General features: G+C 34.2%; 15 protein-coding genes and 1 other RNA gene. 8 read left to right on the forward strand and 8 right to left on the reverse strand.

Translation table 11 applies throughout. From position 1 onward, the window contains the following. Positions 1–128: 128 nt before the first annotated feature. Positions 129–626 (reverse strand): hypothetical protein, encoded by a 498-nt coding sequence (locus M2265_RS10945; protein ID WP_132772020.1) that lies wholly within the window; start codon positions 624–626, stop codon positions 129–131. A gap of 439 nt (positions 627–1,065) precedes the next feature. Between M2265_RS10945 and M2265_RS10950 the strand changes: the two genes are divergently transcribed. The 3 genes from M2265_RS10950 to M2265_RS10960 all read left to right on the forward strand — a co-directional run bounded on the left by M2265_RS10950 (position 1,066) and on the right by M2265_RS10960 (position 3,261). Next, on the forward strand, positions 1,066–1,440 hold the full coding sequence (locus tag M2265_RS10950) for a hypothetical protein (RefSeq protein ID WP_132772021.1): 375 nt from the start codon (positions 1,066–1,068) through the stop codon (positions 1,438–1,440). Positions 1,441–1,516: 76 nt separating this feature from the next. Further along, positions 1,517–2,524: an acyltransferase family protein gene (locus M2265_RS10955; protein WP_132772022.1), complete on the forward strand. Its 1,008-nt coding sequence runs from the start codon at positions 1,517–1,519 to the stop codon at positions 2,522–2,524. Positions 2,525–2,598: 74 nt separating this feature from the next. Continuing rightward, positions 2,599–3,261, forward strand: a complete 663-nt coding sequence (locus M2265_RS10960; RefSeq protein ID WP_021188276.1) for an HAD family hydrolase — start codon at positions 2,599–2,601, stop codon at positions 3,259–3,261. A gap of 22 nt (positions 3,262–3,283) precedes the next feature. On the opposite strand, the gene M2265_RS10965 is transcribed toward M2265_RS10960, so the two are convergent. The 5 genes from M2265_RS10965 to argS all read right to left on the reverse strand — a co-directional run bounded on the left by M2265_RS10965 (position 3,284) and on the right by argS (position 9,281). Then, on the reverse strand, positions 3,284–4,699 hold the full coding sequence (locus M2265_RS10965; protein WP_132772023.1) for a sigma-54-dependent transcriptional regulator: 1,416 nt from the start codon (positions 4,697–4,699) through the stop codon (positions 3,284–3,286). A 55-nt stretch (positions 4,700–4,754) separates the two neighbouring features. Continuing rightward, an RNA gene (rnpB, locus tag M2265_RS10970) (RNase P RNA component class A) lies at positions 4,755–5,133 on the reverse strand. Positions 5,134–5,202: 69 nt separating this feature from the next. Further along, entirely contained in the window at positions 5,203–6,396 is a 1,194-nt protein-coding gene (locus M2265_RS10975) for an NAD(P)/FAD-dependent oxidoreductase (RefSeq protein ID WP_132772024.1), read from the reverse strand. 9 nt (positions 6,397–6,405) lie between these two features. After that, positions 6,406–7,488: an oxidoreductase gene (locus M2265_RS10980; RefSeq protein ID WP_237682863.1), complete on the reverse strand. Its 1,083-nt coding sequence runs from the start codon at positions 7,486–7,488 to the stop codon at positions 6,406–6,408. A gap of 8 nt (positions 7,489–7,496) precedes the next feature. After that, positions 7,497–9,281 carry an arginine--tRNA ligase gene (argS, locus tag M2265_RS10985; protein ID WP_132772025.1) on the reverse strand — a complete coding sequence of 595 codons (1,785 nt, stop codon included), beginning with the start codon at positions 9,279–9,281 and terminating at the stop codon, positions 7,497–7,499. A 109-nt stretch (positions 9,282–9,390) separates the two neighbouring features. Between argS and M2265_RS10990 the strand changes: the two genes are divergently transcribed. From M2265_RS10990 to M2265_RS11005, 4 genes are all read left to right on the forward strand, one after another. After that, positions 9,391–10,782 (forward strand): arginine decarboxylase, encoded by a 1,392-nt coding sequence (locus M2265_RS10990; RefSeq protein ID WP_132772026.1) that lies wholly within the window; start codon positions 9,391–9,393, stop codon positions 10,780–10,782. A gap of 126 nt (positions 10,783–10,908) precedes the next feature. Then, positions 10,909–11,325 carry a VOC family protein gene (locus M2265_RS10995; RefSeq protein ID WP_132772027.1) on the forward strand — a complete coding sequence of 139 codons (417 nt, stop codon included), beginning with the start codon at positions 10,909–10,911 and terminating at the stop codon, positions 11,323–11,325. Between the two features lie 158 nt (positions 11,326–11,483). Then, the gene (locus M2265_RS11000) at positions 11,484–11,804 is read left to right on the forward strand and encodes a GNAT family N-acetyltransferase (protein WP_132772028.1); all 321 of its coding nucleotides are present in this window, start codon (positions 11,484–11,486) and stop codon (positions 11,802–11,804) included. Positions 11,805–11,911: 107 nt separating this feature from the next. Next, the gene (locus M2265_RS11005) at positions 11,912–13,225 is read left to right on the forward strand and encodes a DEAD/DEAH box helicase (RefSeq protein WP_021188279.1); all 1,314 of its coding nucleotides are present in this window, start codon (positions 11,912–11,914) and stop codon (positions 13,223–13,225) included. Between the two features lie 30 nt (positions 13,226–13,255). Here M2265_RS11005 and M2265_RS11010 read toward each other — a convergent pair whose 3' ends face one another. Both M2265_RS11010 and M2265_RS11015 read right to left on the reverse strand, forming a co-directional pair. Further along, positions 13,256–14,215, reverse strand: a complete 960-nt coding sequence (locus M2265_RS11010; protein WP_021188280.1) for a GNAT family N-acetyltransferase — start codon at positions 14,213–14,215, stop codon at positions 13,256–13,258. Positions 14,216–14,219: 4 nt separating this feature from the next. Further along, positions 14,220–15,053 carry a 1-acyl-sn-glycerol-3-phosphate acyltransferase gene (locus M2265_RS11015; RefSeq protein ID WP_132772029.1) on the reverse strand — a complete coding sequence of 278 codons (834 nt, stop codon included), beginning with the start codon at positions 15,051–15,053 and terminating at the stop codon, positions 14,220–14,222. 230 nt (positions 15,054–15,283) lie between these two features. On the opposite strand from M2265_RS11015, the gene M2265_RS11020 reads away from it, so the two are divergent. Beyond that, positions 15,284–15,946 carry a CBS domain-containing protein gene (locus M2265_RS11020; protein WP_132772030.1) on the forward strand — a complete coding sequence of 221 codons (663 nt, stop codon included), beginning with the start codon at positions 15,284–15,286 and terminating at the stop codon, positions 15,944–15,946. The last annotated feature ends 30 nt before the right edge of the window (positions 15,947–15,976 follow it).

The following is a 15,976-nucleotide window of genomic DNA, read 5'->3' on the forward strand; positions in this document are numbered from 1 at the left end:
GCAAAAATAATAATTATAAAAAAATATATAAAACACCATTCATCAAGTTAAAGTCACATTACTGACTTTTTAAACATAAAAGTTAAACCTATAAAAATATCTATAAAAGAAATCTAATTTAAAAATCATTATTTCATCAATTCTTTCAATTCATCTTCACTAAAAGAGTTTGCACCTTTGATATATTTATATATAATTTCTTTTACATCCCGATGCTGAAGACTATATAGGTGGTCAATTATATAAGATTTATCTTTTTTGATATCATTGCTGTAATTTAAAATAGAAGGTGCATGAGTTTGAACACTCCACCTGATAAAACGAAGTTCAACATTACTAGGTTCTTCCCTAATTAAGGTCTCTAATAAATTTTTACCTTTATTAAATTGACCAAGTTTCCGGAATGGATTACCCATATGTTTAGCAAAAACCATTTCATAAACAGCTAAATAACCTCTATCAGTCGTTTCTTTCGCTTTAGCCCGTAGTAAATTCAGATTATTTTCACAAATACTTTCATCTTTCACTGCTAAAGAATACTCTTTACGAATTTTAAGAAGATTCAATTCTTGTGCTGAAGCATGAGAACCGATCATTAAAAAAAATAAAAGAATCTTAATTGTCATAAATAAAAGGTTTTAAAATTAAATGTGTCAGTTTATTCTTGCTCTCTTAAAATTACTCAAAAAAAGTGCTAAATCTTAAAAAATTATCAGATATAATTCTCATTGGTTAATAGGTTGAAAATACAACGTCAGTAAACGACTACAAATAAAACTAATGAAACCAAAATTGATTAGGAAAACCAATCTAATTACGAGTTTTGCATCATGAAATTACAATTAATACAAACTCCCTCTTGGTTTAAAGTAACTGGTTCGATAATATTAGGAATACTGCTGGGTTGCTTTATTGGGGAGATTCTTTTTTCTTTTTATCAATTGTTGACGTAAAAAGCAAAAAAAAGAATTTCATAACGAATAAAAATTTTCTAACAAAGCTTTCATTACTAACTGTTTTTCAGTATATTTAGATTACCGATTATAAATAAAAAACAGCTGAAGTATGGAAGCAACTTTAGAATATGAAATTTGGGACAGCATTGTTAACAGTGCAAAAACAAGGTTTGATTACAAACATATTTTATCTTTATTCAAAGAAACTGATAGTGAAATCATCGATAAATTTCTATTTCATGTTTTAGTTGCATTCGCATGTGGCGAAGATCATGCAACGATTTCAACAAACCTTTTTAATGAATTACAACAAATTGGTTTTGATTGTAACGAACAACAAATTGACGGGTTTATTGCTGACAAACACGAAACTTTCAGTATTGAAATATATGCCACCTATATTGCTTTTTCACTTTTAGAAGATGGTGAAGATCCTGCAATAATTTCCGCAACAATTCAAGATCTACTGAAGAAGCCAGAGTAAGAAATAATATTTTTTTTCGATTATACGTATAAGTCCTTTGCAAATTTCACCTATTCACTATCTTCGCAAAAAAAAGATGCTAGAAAGGGACAATTCACTGGATATTATACGTAGTGTAGGTTTATTGTGCATTATTCTCGCACATGTAAACCCACCCTTTACAATTTTTCAAATCAGAAACTTTGATGTTCCTTTAATGGTATTTATCTCAGGATATTTATTTGGGAACAAAAATCAAACCTTTAAATCCATAACCGATTTTACAACCTATCTATGGAAACGCTTTTTCCGTCTTGTTGTACCCGTATGGATTTTCTTATCGATATTTTACATCATTCAGTACTTTTTCCCCTTATCCTTTAAGATCAATTACACACAGTTTCCAGATATTATGATTTCGAGCTATCTGCTATTAGATGGCTTTGGCTATGTTTGGATTATACGCATCTTTTTAATGATTGCCATCCTAGGGCCATTGTTCAGTAAAGTCATTAAAAATAAATGGCAATTACTGATTTATTATGCCATTTATGAAATGGTCGTTCAGTTTTCAACTGATTTATTTCAACCAGGCGTACAAAAATACTTCAATCAATTTGGCACCTATAGCTTAGGTTTTCTCATTTTCTTCATGCTAGGAGCACAATACCGAAATTATGATGTAAGAACTAAAACACTATTATTTATCATAAGTGCTTTGATAAGTATTGGAGGCTTGATATATTTTAAATTCCACCTGGGAATACCATTTGATATTGGAGCATTGAAATATCCACCACATTCGTTTTATATTTTTTATGCAGTAAGTATTTTCTCACTTATATTTTGTATAAAACCAACTATTCAAAAATTAAACAAACCTATTTTAAATTTCATAGGCTCTTCAACAATTTGGATTTATCTATGGCATATATTATTTCTATTCTTGATCAATTTAGAAAACTGGTATTTAAATTGGATAGCTATTCTCACACTATCCATTATAGCAACATTTCTACAACAACAACTCATTAACAAAGCAATAAATCACTTTAAAATTCCCGCTAAGCAAGCAAAACAAATACGAATTATTTTTTGTTCCTAGTTTTTTAAGTTACAAATGACAAAACTTAACCAGGATAATATCATATTTTAATGTCAAAAATGTACCTTAGCACTATGAGTAATTACGCAGTTATTTTTGATATGGATGGTGTTATTTGTCACACCAATCCCTATCACGCTAAAGCTTTTGAAGCATTTTTCAAAAAATACAATATTGAAAGTAGTGAAGAAGAATTTCAGGAGCATATGTATGGTAAACACAATAGCTATATCATGCAACATTTTTTCAAGAGAACAATAGCTCCTGATGAATTGATCAAGTTAGAGTTTGAGAAAGAAGAACTCTTTAGAATTATTTATAAAGATCAGATCACACCAATAGCAGGTTACTTAGAATTTTTAGAAGACCTCAAGAGAAATGATTTAAAAACTGGAGTGGCCACTTCTGCACCTAAAGAAAATATGGATTTAATCTTAGATGCACTTCATATCCGATCCAAAATGGGTTCGATCTTATGTAGTGAAAATGTTAGTCATCATAAACCACATCCAGAAGTTTATCTAACGTCCGCTAATAATTTAGAGGTAGAGCCTATAAATTGCGTCGTTTTTGAAGATTCTTTTTCAGGAATTACAGCTGGTCTGAATGCGGGAATGACAGTAGTTGGCGTATTATCTACCCACACCAAAGATCAACTTCCAACCTGTCATGCATACATCAATGACTACACGGAGATATCAACTTACAAGATTTTAGAATTACTAAAAAGGGCTTGATAAAATTATCAAGCCCTTTTTTCTAATCTCTTTTAAGACCGAATTTTTCGATCTTACTATATAAATGACTTCGCTGAATATCTAAATCATCAGCAGTTTTAGAAACATTCCACGTGTTTTTCTCTAATTTATATTTGATAAACTCCTTCTCTGCAAAATCCTTAAAATCTTGAAAAGAAGCAAAGTTATCTAGATCAACCTTTCCACCATTTTGAGTCGTATGGCTAGATCCATTATCCGTATGTGCATGAGAAGAAATAGCATTCACCGTGTTTGAAGGATTTGCAAATGCAATAACATCCCTATCCGTAATAGATTTATCACTTAAAATAATTAAGCGTTCAATCATGTTACGTAATTCGCGAATATTACCCGTCCAAGGAAGATTACTCAACTCTTTTAATGCAGCAGGTGTAATTTCTTTTATTGGAACCCCATATTCATTACAAATTTCTTCACAAAAATTTTTCGATAATAAAGGAATATCATCCACACGTTCAGTCAATGAAGGTACGTGAATAAGAATTACAGAAAGGCGATGGTATAAATCCATTCTAAAATTCCCTTCATCAATCTCTTTAAAGAGATTCTTATTCGTCGCTGCAACAACACGAACATTCACATCAATTTCCTTATCACCACCTACACGGGTTATCTTATGCTCTTGTAAAGCCCTTAACACCTTAGCTTGGGCAGAAAGGCTCATATCGCCTATTTCATCCAGAAAAAGTGTACCATTGGTAGCTAATTCAAATTTACCAAGACGTTGTTTAATAGCGGAAGTAAAAGATCCCTTTTCGTGACCAAATAATTCAGACTCAATTAATTCCGATGGTATTGCTGCGCAGTTAACTTCAATTAAAGGACCTTCTGCACGATTAGATTTCTCATGCAACCAACGTGCAACAAGTTCTTTTCCGGCACCATTTGCACCTGTAATAAGTACGCGAGCCTCCGTAGGTGCAACCCGATCAATTGTTTCTTTAATACGACTAATCGCTTCAGATTTACCTAAGATTTCTTTGGTTTTATAGCTCGTTACCTTTTTCTTTAAAACTTTAGTTTCAGTAACTAATGAGACCTTCTCTAAGCCATTCCTTACCGTGATAAGTAAACGATTTAAATCAAGTGGCTTTTCTAAGAAATCAAAGGCACCTTTTTTAGCGGCTTCGACAGCAGTTTCTATCGTACCATGACCCGAAATCATAATAAAAGGAAGATCTGGATTTGTTTTTTGGGCAGTTGCCAAAACCTCCATACCATCCATCTTATTCATTTTAATATCACAAAGAACAAGATCAATTTTTTCCTTCTTAATGATCTCTAAGGCCTCAATACCATTATCTACATCTAGTATATTATAATCTTCATACTCTAAGATGTCTCTTAGTGAATTTCTGATTGCCCGTTCGTCATCAATAATTAATATTGTACTCATAAAAGTATTATTACTCTTCCTTAAAGGTTATCTAAATTATTGGTAATATAGTAAAAAAGAAGCAAACCTTATAAGCCGGGTTCTGTAAACCGAAAAAATCGGAGTTTCTACCATTTATCTAGGCTAGTCATCACTAACTAGCTCCATCAACCTACCCATTACGAATCTTAGCCTAAACTAAAAGAAGACGAGCAGCCTTCGAATTTCGCAACCTATTTGGTCTTTCAACACACGAGGTTTACCGCAATGTATGTCGCCATACAAGACCGTGAGCTCTTACCTCACGTTTTCACCCTTACTCCGAAAAGCGGTATATTTTCTGTGGCACTTTCTGTCTGCTGTAACAGCATCCTTCCCGTTAGGAAGCGTGTTGCTCTGCGTTGCCCGGACTTTCCTCTCCTCCTCAAGGGAGCAGCGGTAGAACCAGTTTGCTTCTTCTGCAAAGGTAGGATTTAGATTGATAATTATTCCCTATAAATAAAGAAAAGAATGAAATTTTGAATTTAAAGTGCTTGTGCTATAGCATAACCAGATGCCCAAGCCCACTGAAAATTATAGCCTCCCAACCAACCGGTGACATCAACAGCCTCTCCTCCAAAAAACAATCCCCTTACCCGCTTACTTTCTAGAGTCTTAGCATGCAGCTCTGCAGTAGAAACACCACCACGCATTACCTCTGCTTTATCGTACCCTTTATCTCCAGCAGCCTTGACTTTAAATTTATGAATAGTATCAATAATCAATTTTGCATCCGCTTTACTTAAAGATGCTATTTTAGTTTCTAAAGGAAGAAATTTACCCAGTGCCTCCACCATACGTTTAGTAAAGTAATCGTTCAAGATACTCGAAACCAAACGTTTTCCACCTTCATTACGTTCATCTTTGATTATTTTATCCAATTGAAACCGAGGTAAAAGATCAATATAAAACTCTTCTCCAGCACGCCAATAAGATGAAATCTGTAGAATCGCAGGACCACTTAAGCCCCAATGCGTAAAAAGGATGTTCTCTTCAAAACTAATCTTATGATTATAAACTCTAGAAAAAACTGAATTACCAGCTAAAGAAGCATACCATTCAGCCTCCTTTCCTGTAATAGTTAGAGGTACTAAAGCAGGTGCGGTAGGGACAATTGCCATGTCAAATTTCTTAGCCGTACGAATAGCAAAATCAGAGGCTCCCAACTTCGCGACAGGTAAACCTCCGCTGGCCATAACAACTTTCTTTGTCGTTAACTGCTGAATGCCCTTTTCACTTTCCACTGTTAAGACAAAGTCATCCTCAAGCTTTTCTATAGCTTTAACAACCGTGTTTAATCTTATATCCTGATCCGTAGCAAATAAGATCTTAGTAAAAACGGCTACAACATCTTTAGCCTTATTCGAAGAAGGAAATAATTGTCCCAACGTTTTCTCCTCACCAAATATACCATGCGACTCAAAAAAACTCAATGTATCATCTACCGTCCATTGACTAAATGCAGATCTTAAAAAGTCTGCATTCTCAGACACAAAATTATCGATGTCAGTACCCAAATTGGTATAATTACACCTTCCTCCGCCCGAAATTAGAATCTTAGCTCCAACTTTATCATTTCGTTCAATCACTAAAGTTCGCTTACCTAATAATCCAGCTTGAGCAGCACACATGAGCCCACACGCCCCTCCCCCAACTATAATGGCATCATATTGCTTCATATTTATATATTAATAGCCTATTAGTTCATTATCTAATGAAATGACACGGCGTTCCGCCTGACTTTGTATCCCCAGTTCGATAATACGAATAACATCACGTCCTTGTTCTGCTGTAACAATTAGAGGAGTTTTCCCAAGAATAGCATCTGCTATATTTTGGTAATAATCAGGATAGCTGCCTAATTTCGAAGTAACGGTCTCTTCGAGATCTTCGCCATTCCAAAGTAAATTTAATTTACCATAAATAGCTGGATCTTCTTTGCCCCAGTTTGGATCTTCATCAGGAAATGCACCAGCACGTAATAATTCCTCTTGAGGATCAACACCATTTTTAAGGAAGTTTCCGTTTAATGCAAATACAGTGTATCGCGGAGTCGGCTCTTTAGCAAGCATCCCTCCTTTCAAAGAAACACGCATTTCCGGGTAGTAAAGTAGTATTTCAAAATTATCAATTGCCCCCGCTCCAGGTCTTTGAATAGTCAAATCTGCAAATACAGCATTTGGTCTACCGAAGAGTTGTAGCGTCTGGTCAATTAAATGCGCTCCAAGATCATAAAAGATTCCTGAACCAGGCAGATTATCTTCTCGCCACGCACCCGGTCTAAGATGGTTACGGAAACGATCGTAACGAACTTCAAAATTCTTGATCTGCCCCAATCGTTCATCCTTAATCACCTCTTTGATCGTTCTAAAATCTGAGTTGAATCTTAAATTATGATATACAGATAAAATTTTACCACTTTCTTTTGCCAATGCGATCAATTCATCAGCCTGTTCAGATGTATTGGTAAACGGTTTTTCGACTACCACATGTTTCCCTGCTAGCAATGCCTGCTTAGCAAAAGGATAGTGCATATCATTAGAGGTAGCAATAACCACCAAATCAATGGAATCGTCATTTAATATTTCGTCAGCATGATCTACAGCCAACGCTGTAGGATACTTTTCACTTACAATTAATTTTTGCTCCGCTTTGCGAGCAGTTATTTTTACTAATTCTAGGTCAGCAATAGATCGCATCACAGGAGCATGAAATACTTGTCCTGAAATACCAAAACCAATTAAACCAACACGGATTTTTTGAGCCATCATGAGATAAATTACATACGTTCAGGAACTTCAATTCCTAATAAACTCATTCCTTTTGCAATAACTTTTGCTGCAGAAGCCGAAAGGTGCAAACGGAAATTCTTCACTTCTTCAATTTCTGCCTTTAAAATAGTCTCTTCATGATAAAACTTATTGTACAATTTAGCTACATCATAAATATAATTAGACATCTGCGCTGGACTGAATTCTTGAGCTGAGATTGCTATAATACTTGGAAAATTACCCAAAGTCATAATCAAATCACGCTCATAAGCCGATATGGATACTGGCACCGATACTTTCGACTGTTCATCAAAATTTACTTTAGAAAGAACAGACTTAATACGAGCGTAAGTGTATTGGATAAAAGGACCTGTATTTCCTTGAAAATCAACAGACTCTTTCGGATCGAACAATAAACGTTTTTTGGGATCAACTTTCAATAAGAAATATTTCAAAGCCCCCATACCGATGGTATTATAAAGTGCATTTTTATTTTCTTCAGACAAGCCCTCCGTTTTACCCAGTTCCTCTGTGCGCTCTTTCGCTGTTTCGATCATCTCACTCATCAAATCATCAGCATCTACAACTGTACCTTCACGCGATTTCATCTTTCCAGAAGGTAAATCGACCATCCCGTAAGATAAATGGAATAAGCCATCTGCCCAAGATTTACCAAGTTTTTTTAAGATCAAAAACAATACTTTAAAATGGTAATCTTGTTCGTTACCGACCACATAAATAGAATCATTCATCTTGAACTCATCGTATTTCAATTGAGCTGTACCTAAATCTTGAGTAATATATACAGAAGTACCATCGCCTCGCAGGACAAGCTTTTCATCCAATCCGTCGGCAGTTAAGTCAATCCAAACAGAGTTATCTTCTTTCTTAAAGAAAACACCACTATCTAAACCCTCTTGAATGATATCTTTTCCTAACAAATACGTATTTGATTCATAATAATATTTATCAAAGTTAACACCTAGTTGCTTATACGTTTTTTCAAAACCAGCATATACCCAGGTATTCATTGTTTTCCAAAGATCAATCACAGCCTCATCACCAGCTTCCCATTGCTGTAACATCGCTTGTGCTTCTTTAATCAATGGCGCATTCTTCTTAGCCTCATCTTCAGTTTGACCTTCAACTTTGAGTGTTTCTATTTCTTTTTTATATTCTTTATCAAAAACTACATAATATTTACCCACCAAATGGTCACCTTTCATACCCGTAGACTCAGGAGTTTCTCCATTTCCGAATTTTTGCCATGCAAGCATAGATTTACAGATATGAATACCGCGATCATTTACCAGATTGGCTTTTATGACATCATAACCATAAGCCTTTAAAAGCTCTGCAACAGAATATCCTAATAGGTTGTTACGAATATGGCCTAAGTGAAGCGGCTTATTGGTGTTTGGAGAAGAATACTCCACCATTAATTTTTTACCATTCGAAGGAAATACCCCAAAATCAGATTTCACGATAGTCTCGTTTAAAAGAGAAATCCAGTATTCATCCGAAAGACAAATATTTAGAAACCCTTTAATAACGTTAAAATCAGTAATAGCTGAGATATGAGTTTTCAAATACTCACCTATTTCCGTACCAGTCTGCTCAGGAGATTTCTTAGAAAATCGGGTAACAGGAAAAGTTACAATTGTAATTTGCCCCTCAAACTCTTTGCGTGTCTCTTGCAGAGCAATTTGATTTTCAGAAATATCTGCATTATAAAGCTGTTTTACAGCTTGAACAGTGACTTCAATAAGTCTGTTTTGAATAGAATTCGCCATGTAATGATTATGTAAAATATGCAACTCCCTGAAATAGAATACAAAAATAATTCACATTCGCTATTCTTGTATTCATATTGAAAGTATATCTTTGCAAAAATAATAAAAAATGCAGAGCTATCAGGAATTTCTTGACCTAAGTGTTGGTTTTCCGCAAGACGGATTCGAAATCATCGACGACGAATTGTATTTCCACGATTTGAATTTAATGGAAATGATAGAAACGTACGGTACGCCGTTGCGTTTTACTTATTTGCCAATCGTCAGCAAAAAAATTCAACAAGCGAAAATTTTGTTTCAAACCGCAATTTTGAAACACAACTACAGAGGGTCCTACAAATATTGTTATTGTACCAAATCTTCCCACTTCAAACATATTGTTGAAGAGGCATTGAAGAATGAGATTCACTTAGAAACATCATCTGCATTTGATATGCCGATGATCGATTCCTTAGAACGTCAAGGTACAGTAAAAAAAGACATTACAGTGATTTGTAATGGTTTTAAGACATACCAATACAAACAGTATATCATCGACATGATCCATGATGGGTATAAGAATATTATCCCCGTCCTAGATAACAAAGAGGAATTCAATCTCTATGATGATGAAATTGAATTGGATGAACCATGTGCTTTAGGTATCCGTATCGCATCGGAAGAACAGCCAGACTCACAGTTTTACACTTCAAGACTAGGTATTCGTATCGAAGAAGTTATAGAATTCTATAACAACAAAATTGCGAACAATCCTAACTTCAAAGTAAAGCTGTTACATTTCTTTATCAATTCAGGTATATCGGATACCCCGTATTACTGGAATGAGCTAGAAAAATATGTTACATTGTTCTGTAAGTTTAAAAAAGTAAACCCAGACTTAGATACTTTAGATATCGGTGGAGGCATGCCTTTCAAAGATTCATTAGTGCATGATTTTGACTATGAGTACATGGTCAATGAAATTGTGAACAGGATCAAGCAGATCTGTGCACAACATGAAGTAATGGAACCGGATATTATTACTGAATTTGGTAAATATACCGTTGCCGAAGCATCAGGTATCCTTTACAAGGTTTTAGGTCGTAAATTACAAAATGATCGTGAAAAATGGTTTATGATTGATGGCTCATTTATTACAAACTTACCAGATGTTTGGGCTTTAAATCAAAAATATATCTTACTTCCGATCAACAATTGGGATTCTGAATATGAACGGGTAAACCTAGGTGGTATTACTTGTGATGGCCAAGATTATTACAATCAAGAAGCACATACTAGTTCAGTATTCATGCCTAAAACACGTAAATTACAATATCTAGGTTTCTTCCATACAGGAGCATACCAAGATGTATTGAGTGGTTATGGCGGTATACATCATTGTTTATTACCATCTCCAAAGCATGTACTGATTCGCCGTAACCGCGACGAAACATTCAATTACGAAGTTTTTGGTGAGGAACAAAATTCAAAACAGGTTATGAAATTATTGGGCTACCAATAAGCGCGTAGTCAACTCACAATAAAAGGTTAGAAATTTTCATTTCTAACCTTTTTTGTTTTATTTAATATCTGTTATTCATGATTAATTTGTATTTTAGGTATATAATACTTTAACCCAACCATAGTTATGACAGATTCAATTTATAATTGTTTATGGTTTGATGGTCAAGCCCAAGATGCAGCAAACTTCTACTGTTCAGTATTTAAAGATGGAAAAATCATCTCATCCAATTCTCTGGTCGTTATTTTTGAAATTAACAAAACTCGATTTATGGGACTTAACGGAGGTCCATCATATAAACCATCAGATGCTGTCTCATTTGTCGTTGAATGTGAAGATCAACAAGAAATCGATCACCATTGGAATATGTTGACCGCAAATGGAGGTCAAGAAAATATGTGTGGCTGGCTAAAAGACAAATTTGGTTTTTCTTGGCAAATAATTCCTAAAAGAATTCATATGCTCATTTCAAATCCAAAAGCAATGGAAGCTTTGGTCAAGATGAAAAAAATTAATATAAAGGGTTTAGAAGAAGCATGCTAAAATAAGATGAATAACAGACTGAGATCGCCAGTAGTGCTACCAGGAAACTCTTATGCTAAAAATAAGATTATTTGTCTACCCGAAGCACCATTATCATTCGACCCGTCAAAACAATATGCATGCAATTGATATTATATCCATATAAAATATAACAAACCATGAAAGAAGAATTTATCAACTTACCTTTAACTAAAAATGATCAATTAAATCATTTTGAACTTCATATAGGAGAATACCAAGCCTTTATCGCATTCAAAGAAAGACCTAGTAAAGTTTGGCTCATTCATACCGAATCCGACCCTCAATTAGCGGGTCAAGGAGTAGCAACTGCTGTCATTGAAAAAACATTACAATACCTGAAAGAACATCATTACACCCTTTTTCCATTATGCCCTTTGGTATACGCGTATATAAAAAAACATCCAGAATGGAAAGAAATCGTTGACCCAAGTTTTGAAGGATTTCAAGAGGATAAGTAGGTATTAATCATATTTTTAGATCATATTAAAAATAAATGTTTCAACAAATTTCAGTTGCAATCCATAAAATTAAGCTACCTTTGTCGCTTACAAATAAATAAATTAGATTGCAATTTCAAGATTTAAAACTCATAGCACCAATCCTTAAGGCATTGGAAGCTGTTGGATATACTACTCCTACCCCAATTCAGGAACAGGCGATTCCTATTATTTTTAGAAAAAATGATTTATTAGGTTGCGCTCAGACAGGTACTGGTAAAACAGCTGCCTTTGCCATTCCTATACTTCAAATGTTAAGTTATTCAAAAGTTAAAACTGCGAAAAAAAATATTCGTGCATTAGTTTTAACACCCACACGTGAACTAGCAATTCAAATTGAAGAAAATTTCAATCAATACTCCAAAGATCTTCCACTTAAAAGTCTAGTTGTTTTTGGAGGTGTCGGACAACAACCACAACGTGATGCCTTGAAGAGAGGTGTTGATGTGCTTATTGCTACACCAGGCCGCTTACTAGATCTATACGGTCAAGGATATATCGATTTAAAACATTTAGAATTTTTTGTTTTAGATGAAGCTGACCGTATGTTAGATATGGGATTTATCCATGACGTAAAGAAGCTAATTAAAATAATACCTGAAAAAAGACAAACATTATTTTTCTCAGCAACAATGCCACCTGAGATTCAGAAATTAGCAAATCATATTCTTGTTGATCCTATCAAGGTTGAAGTAACTCCAGAATCTACTACTGCAGAAAAGATCCAACAGGAAGTTTATTACGTTAAGAAAAACGATAAAAAAGATTTGTTAATCCATGTTTTAAAGGAGAAAAATATAAATCACGTGTTAGTTTTTTCTAAAACTAAACATGGTGCAGATCGCATCGTTAAAGATCTTGCAAAAAAGAATATTCAATCTGCGGCCATTCATGGAAACAAATCTCAAAGTGCCCGTCAAAATGCCCTTAAAAACTTCAAAGATCGTACACTACGTGTACTGGTTGCTACCGATATCGCTGCACGTGGTATTGATATAGATGAGTTGGCATTTGTAATCAACTATGATTTACCCAATATACCAGAATCATATGTACACCGAATAGGCCGTACAGGTAGAGCAGGTAAAGATGGTCAAGCGATTTCATTCTGCGACGAAGAAGAATATGCATTCTTACTAGATATCCAAAAATCCATCCGTATGGAGATCCCTTTAGTTGAGAAGCATCCCTATGCTTTACATATCTCAGGTGTAGCACCAAAGAAAGCTGGTACAGCAAAGAAATCTGGCAGACCATCATCTACATCCAGAAATGGCCAAAGTTCAAATAACGCTAGTCCTGGAGGAAATAGAAGAAGAACGTCATCCGGTCCAAGATCTGAAAATAGAAACAGAACTTCTTCGAGAAGAAGAGATTCTTAAAGCAAAAAATAATTACAAAAAAAGAGAGGCTTAGCCTCTCTTTGGTTTTTTATTACCATACTCCCGATCACGTTCGAAAGTATTCATATGTCTTTCTTTTTTCACAGGATAAACATCGTCAATAATGATCAAAATCCCTGTTTCTTCAACTTCACCAAACTCATCGTTAATTGCTGTCCCAAACGATTTCATCGTTGGAGATAGATTCATATAAGTGTTAATCAGAGGAGGAATATTCTCACCCAACGCACGAACCTTACTATTTAATAATTTATAAGACTCCTTATAATCTAATCCATCGAAAATACCTTCAAATTTAGAAAAATCATTTTCACAATTTAAACTTGGGATTGGTACCACTAAATTTTCATGATCAGGGAAGTGATACTCCATGAAATAAAGCAACAAATCACGGGCTTCTTTATTATAATGCGGATACATGGTCACTTTACCGAAAAGATACTTAATATCTGGATTAATCATCACTAATGCACCTAATCCATCCCATAGATTATCTAAAGAAAAGATTCCTTTGCGGTTATCAATTGCTGGTTGAAATTTTGGTTGGACAAAAGACCTGCCTAATTCAATTGTATAGGGCAAATAATCCGTTTTAAATCGTTCGGAAAACTGAAAATAATGAGCTGTTGATAAATTTGGGACACCATCTTTTACCGAAGCATTGGCACATTTGATGACACGATAGCCTGCAACAACTTCTTCTTCTTCAGGATTCCAGGCAATCAATTGATCGTAGCAATCTTCGCATGTATCATTTTCATCAATATCAATTGATAAACCAGTTCCACCACCAGCACCTCTAAACGTCAATTCTCTTAATCGTCCTATCTCCCGCATCACATTAGGTGCATTATGATAGTTAATCAAATATATTTCGTTATTTCCATTGTTGGTATATCGTATAAAAGCATCTTTACCTAATTCTGCCTTTAACAATTTTCTATCAACAGGAGCAATAATTTCTTGCATAATTCTATTTTTCTTGAGACATTCCGTAAACCAATCGCTTCACCTCTTCAGCCCATTTTTTTTCGCCTTTAGATTGATCAAAATGTGTGTAAGATATTTTTTTGCCAATAACAATCGTCACAGTTTGGTTGCGTTGAGAAAACATTTCATCAGGTAGATAAAGCATTTCCAAATTTGCCTTTAAGCCAATCTTCTGTCTTAGCCTTGCAAAATTATAAAAAAAGTTAGAGTTTTTCCCCTCAATATAGACAGGTACGATATCTTTTTTATATTTCTTTGCCTTATTTATAAAACTTTTCTTCCATTCAAGATCTTCAATTCTTCCGTCTCCCTGTTTTCTAGAAACTAAACCCGCAGGAAATACCAATAAAGCACTATCAGACGCGTAAGCTTCCTCTATGGCGGCGATCCCACTTTTTCCTTGTCCCCCTAATTTATTTACAGGTATAAATAGCGGCTGAAGATTACCGACATTCATCAATATATCATTGACTAAAAATTTAACATCTTTACGGTACTGTCCAATAGCATGCATAAAAGCAATTCCATCTAATCCACCTAAGGGATGATTTGAAGCAAAAATAACGCTTTCATCAATCGGAATATTAGCCGCACCTTTTAGCTCAACATTAACGCCTAGATCTTTAATTAAAGCATCAACAAAATCCAAACCTTTCAAGTCCGAAAACCGAGTCATAATATCATTGATATCGTCCTCATGTATAGTTCGTTCCAAATACTTTAATAAAAAAGATGGAATCCATTTTATCAACTTGGGACTTTTCTTGCGAATTACTTCTCTAACTTCAATAAATTTCCGACTTGCAACCTCACTCATAAAATTTCAGTACTATGATTTAACTTCATTATATATTCAAAATATAAATCGCACTTTTGTAAAAGTAGATAAAATTTGTACAATCCATTATCAATAATATATAAACTGTGCAAAGTTAAAGTAAAAATTTAATGACCTTTAATGCAAGAAAGCTTTTTTATTAATAAAAAAGGTTTTCTTTAAACATTTTACTAAATTTAAGGTCAATAGTATACAGATAAATTATCCATATGTATATAGCGAACATTCCTCTTTCACAAAACACGACGATAAAGCAATCTGACACAATTGCTTTTGCTTTAGATCGAATGGAAGATTTCCAATTTCATTTGTTGCCTGTTGTTGATGGTGATAATTATTTAGGATTTATTTCTCAAAATGATTTACTGAATGCCCTTGATGATCAAAATACAATTGCTTCTGTTCATTTAAAAACTGACCCAATTTATATCAAGGCAAATCAACATCCATACGATGCGATCCGTTTAATGACAGCTTATAACATAAGTACTTTACCTGTGTTAGATGAAAACAATAAATTTGAAGGAGTATTGACTTCTTTAGAGTTGGTAAAAACGATTTCAGTATTGCAATCACTAAATGATATAGGAGCAATTATTACCTTAGAAATTGGAATACATGATTTTTCTTTATCTAAAATAGCACATCTAGTTGAAGCAGAAAATGCTCAAATTTTAAACTGTTCAACAAAAACAGTCCCTGAAAATGCAACATTGCTTGTGACAATGAAAGTAAATAAGTCAAACATCGCTTCTCTACTATCTTCCTTCGCACGACAAAATTATAAAGTCATTGCATCTTTCAATACACTGCAAGAATTTGATGATTTAGAAGATCGTTACCAACAACTCATGAATTACATCAATATTTAGCAATACGCTAGTTTTTTCTCATCTTTGGCA

Origin of the sequence: Sphingobacterium kitahiroshimense (assembly GCF_025961315.1) — a bacterium.
Taxonomy (GTDB): Bacteria; Bacteroidota; Bacteroidia; order Sphingobacteriales; family Sphingobacteriaceae; genus Sphingobacterium; species Sphingobacterium anhuiense.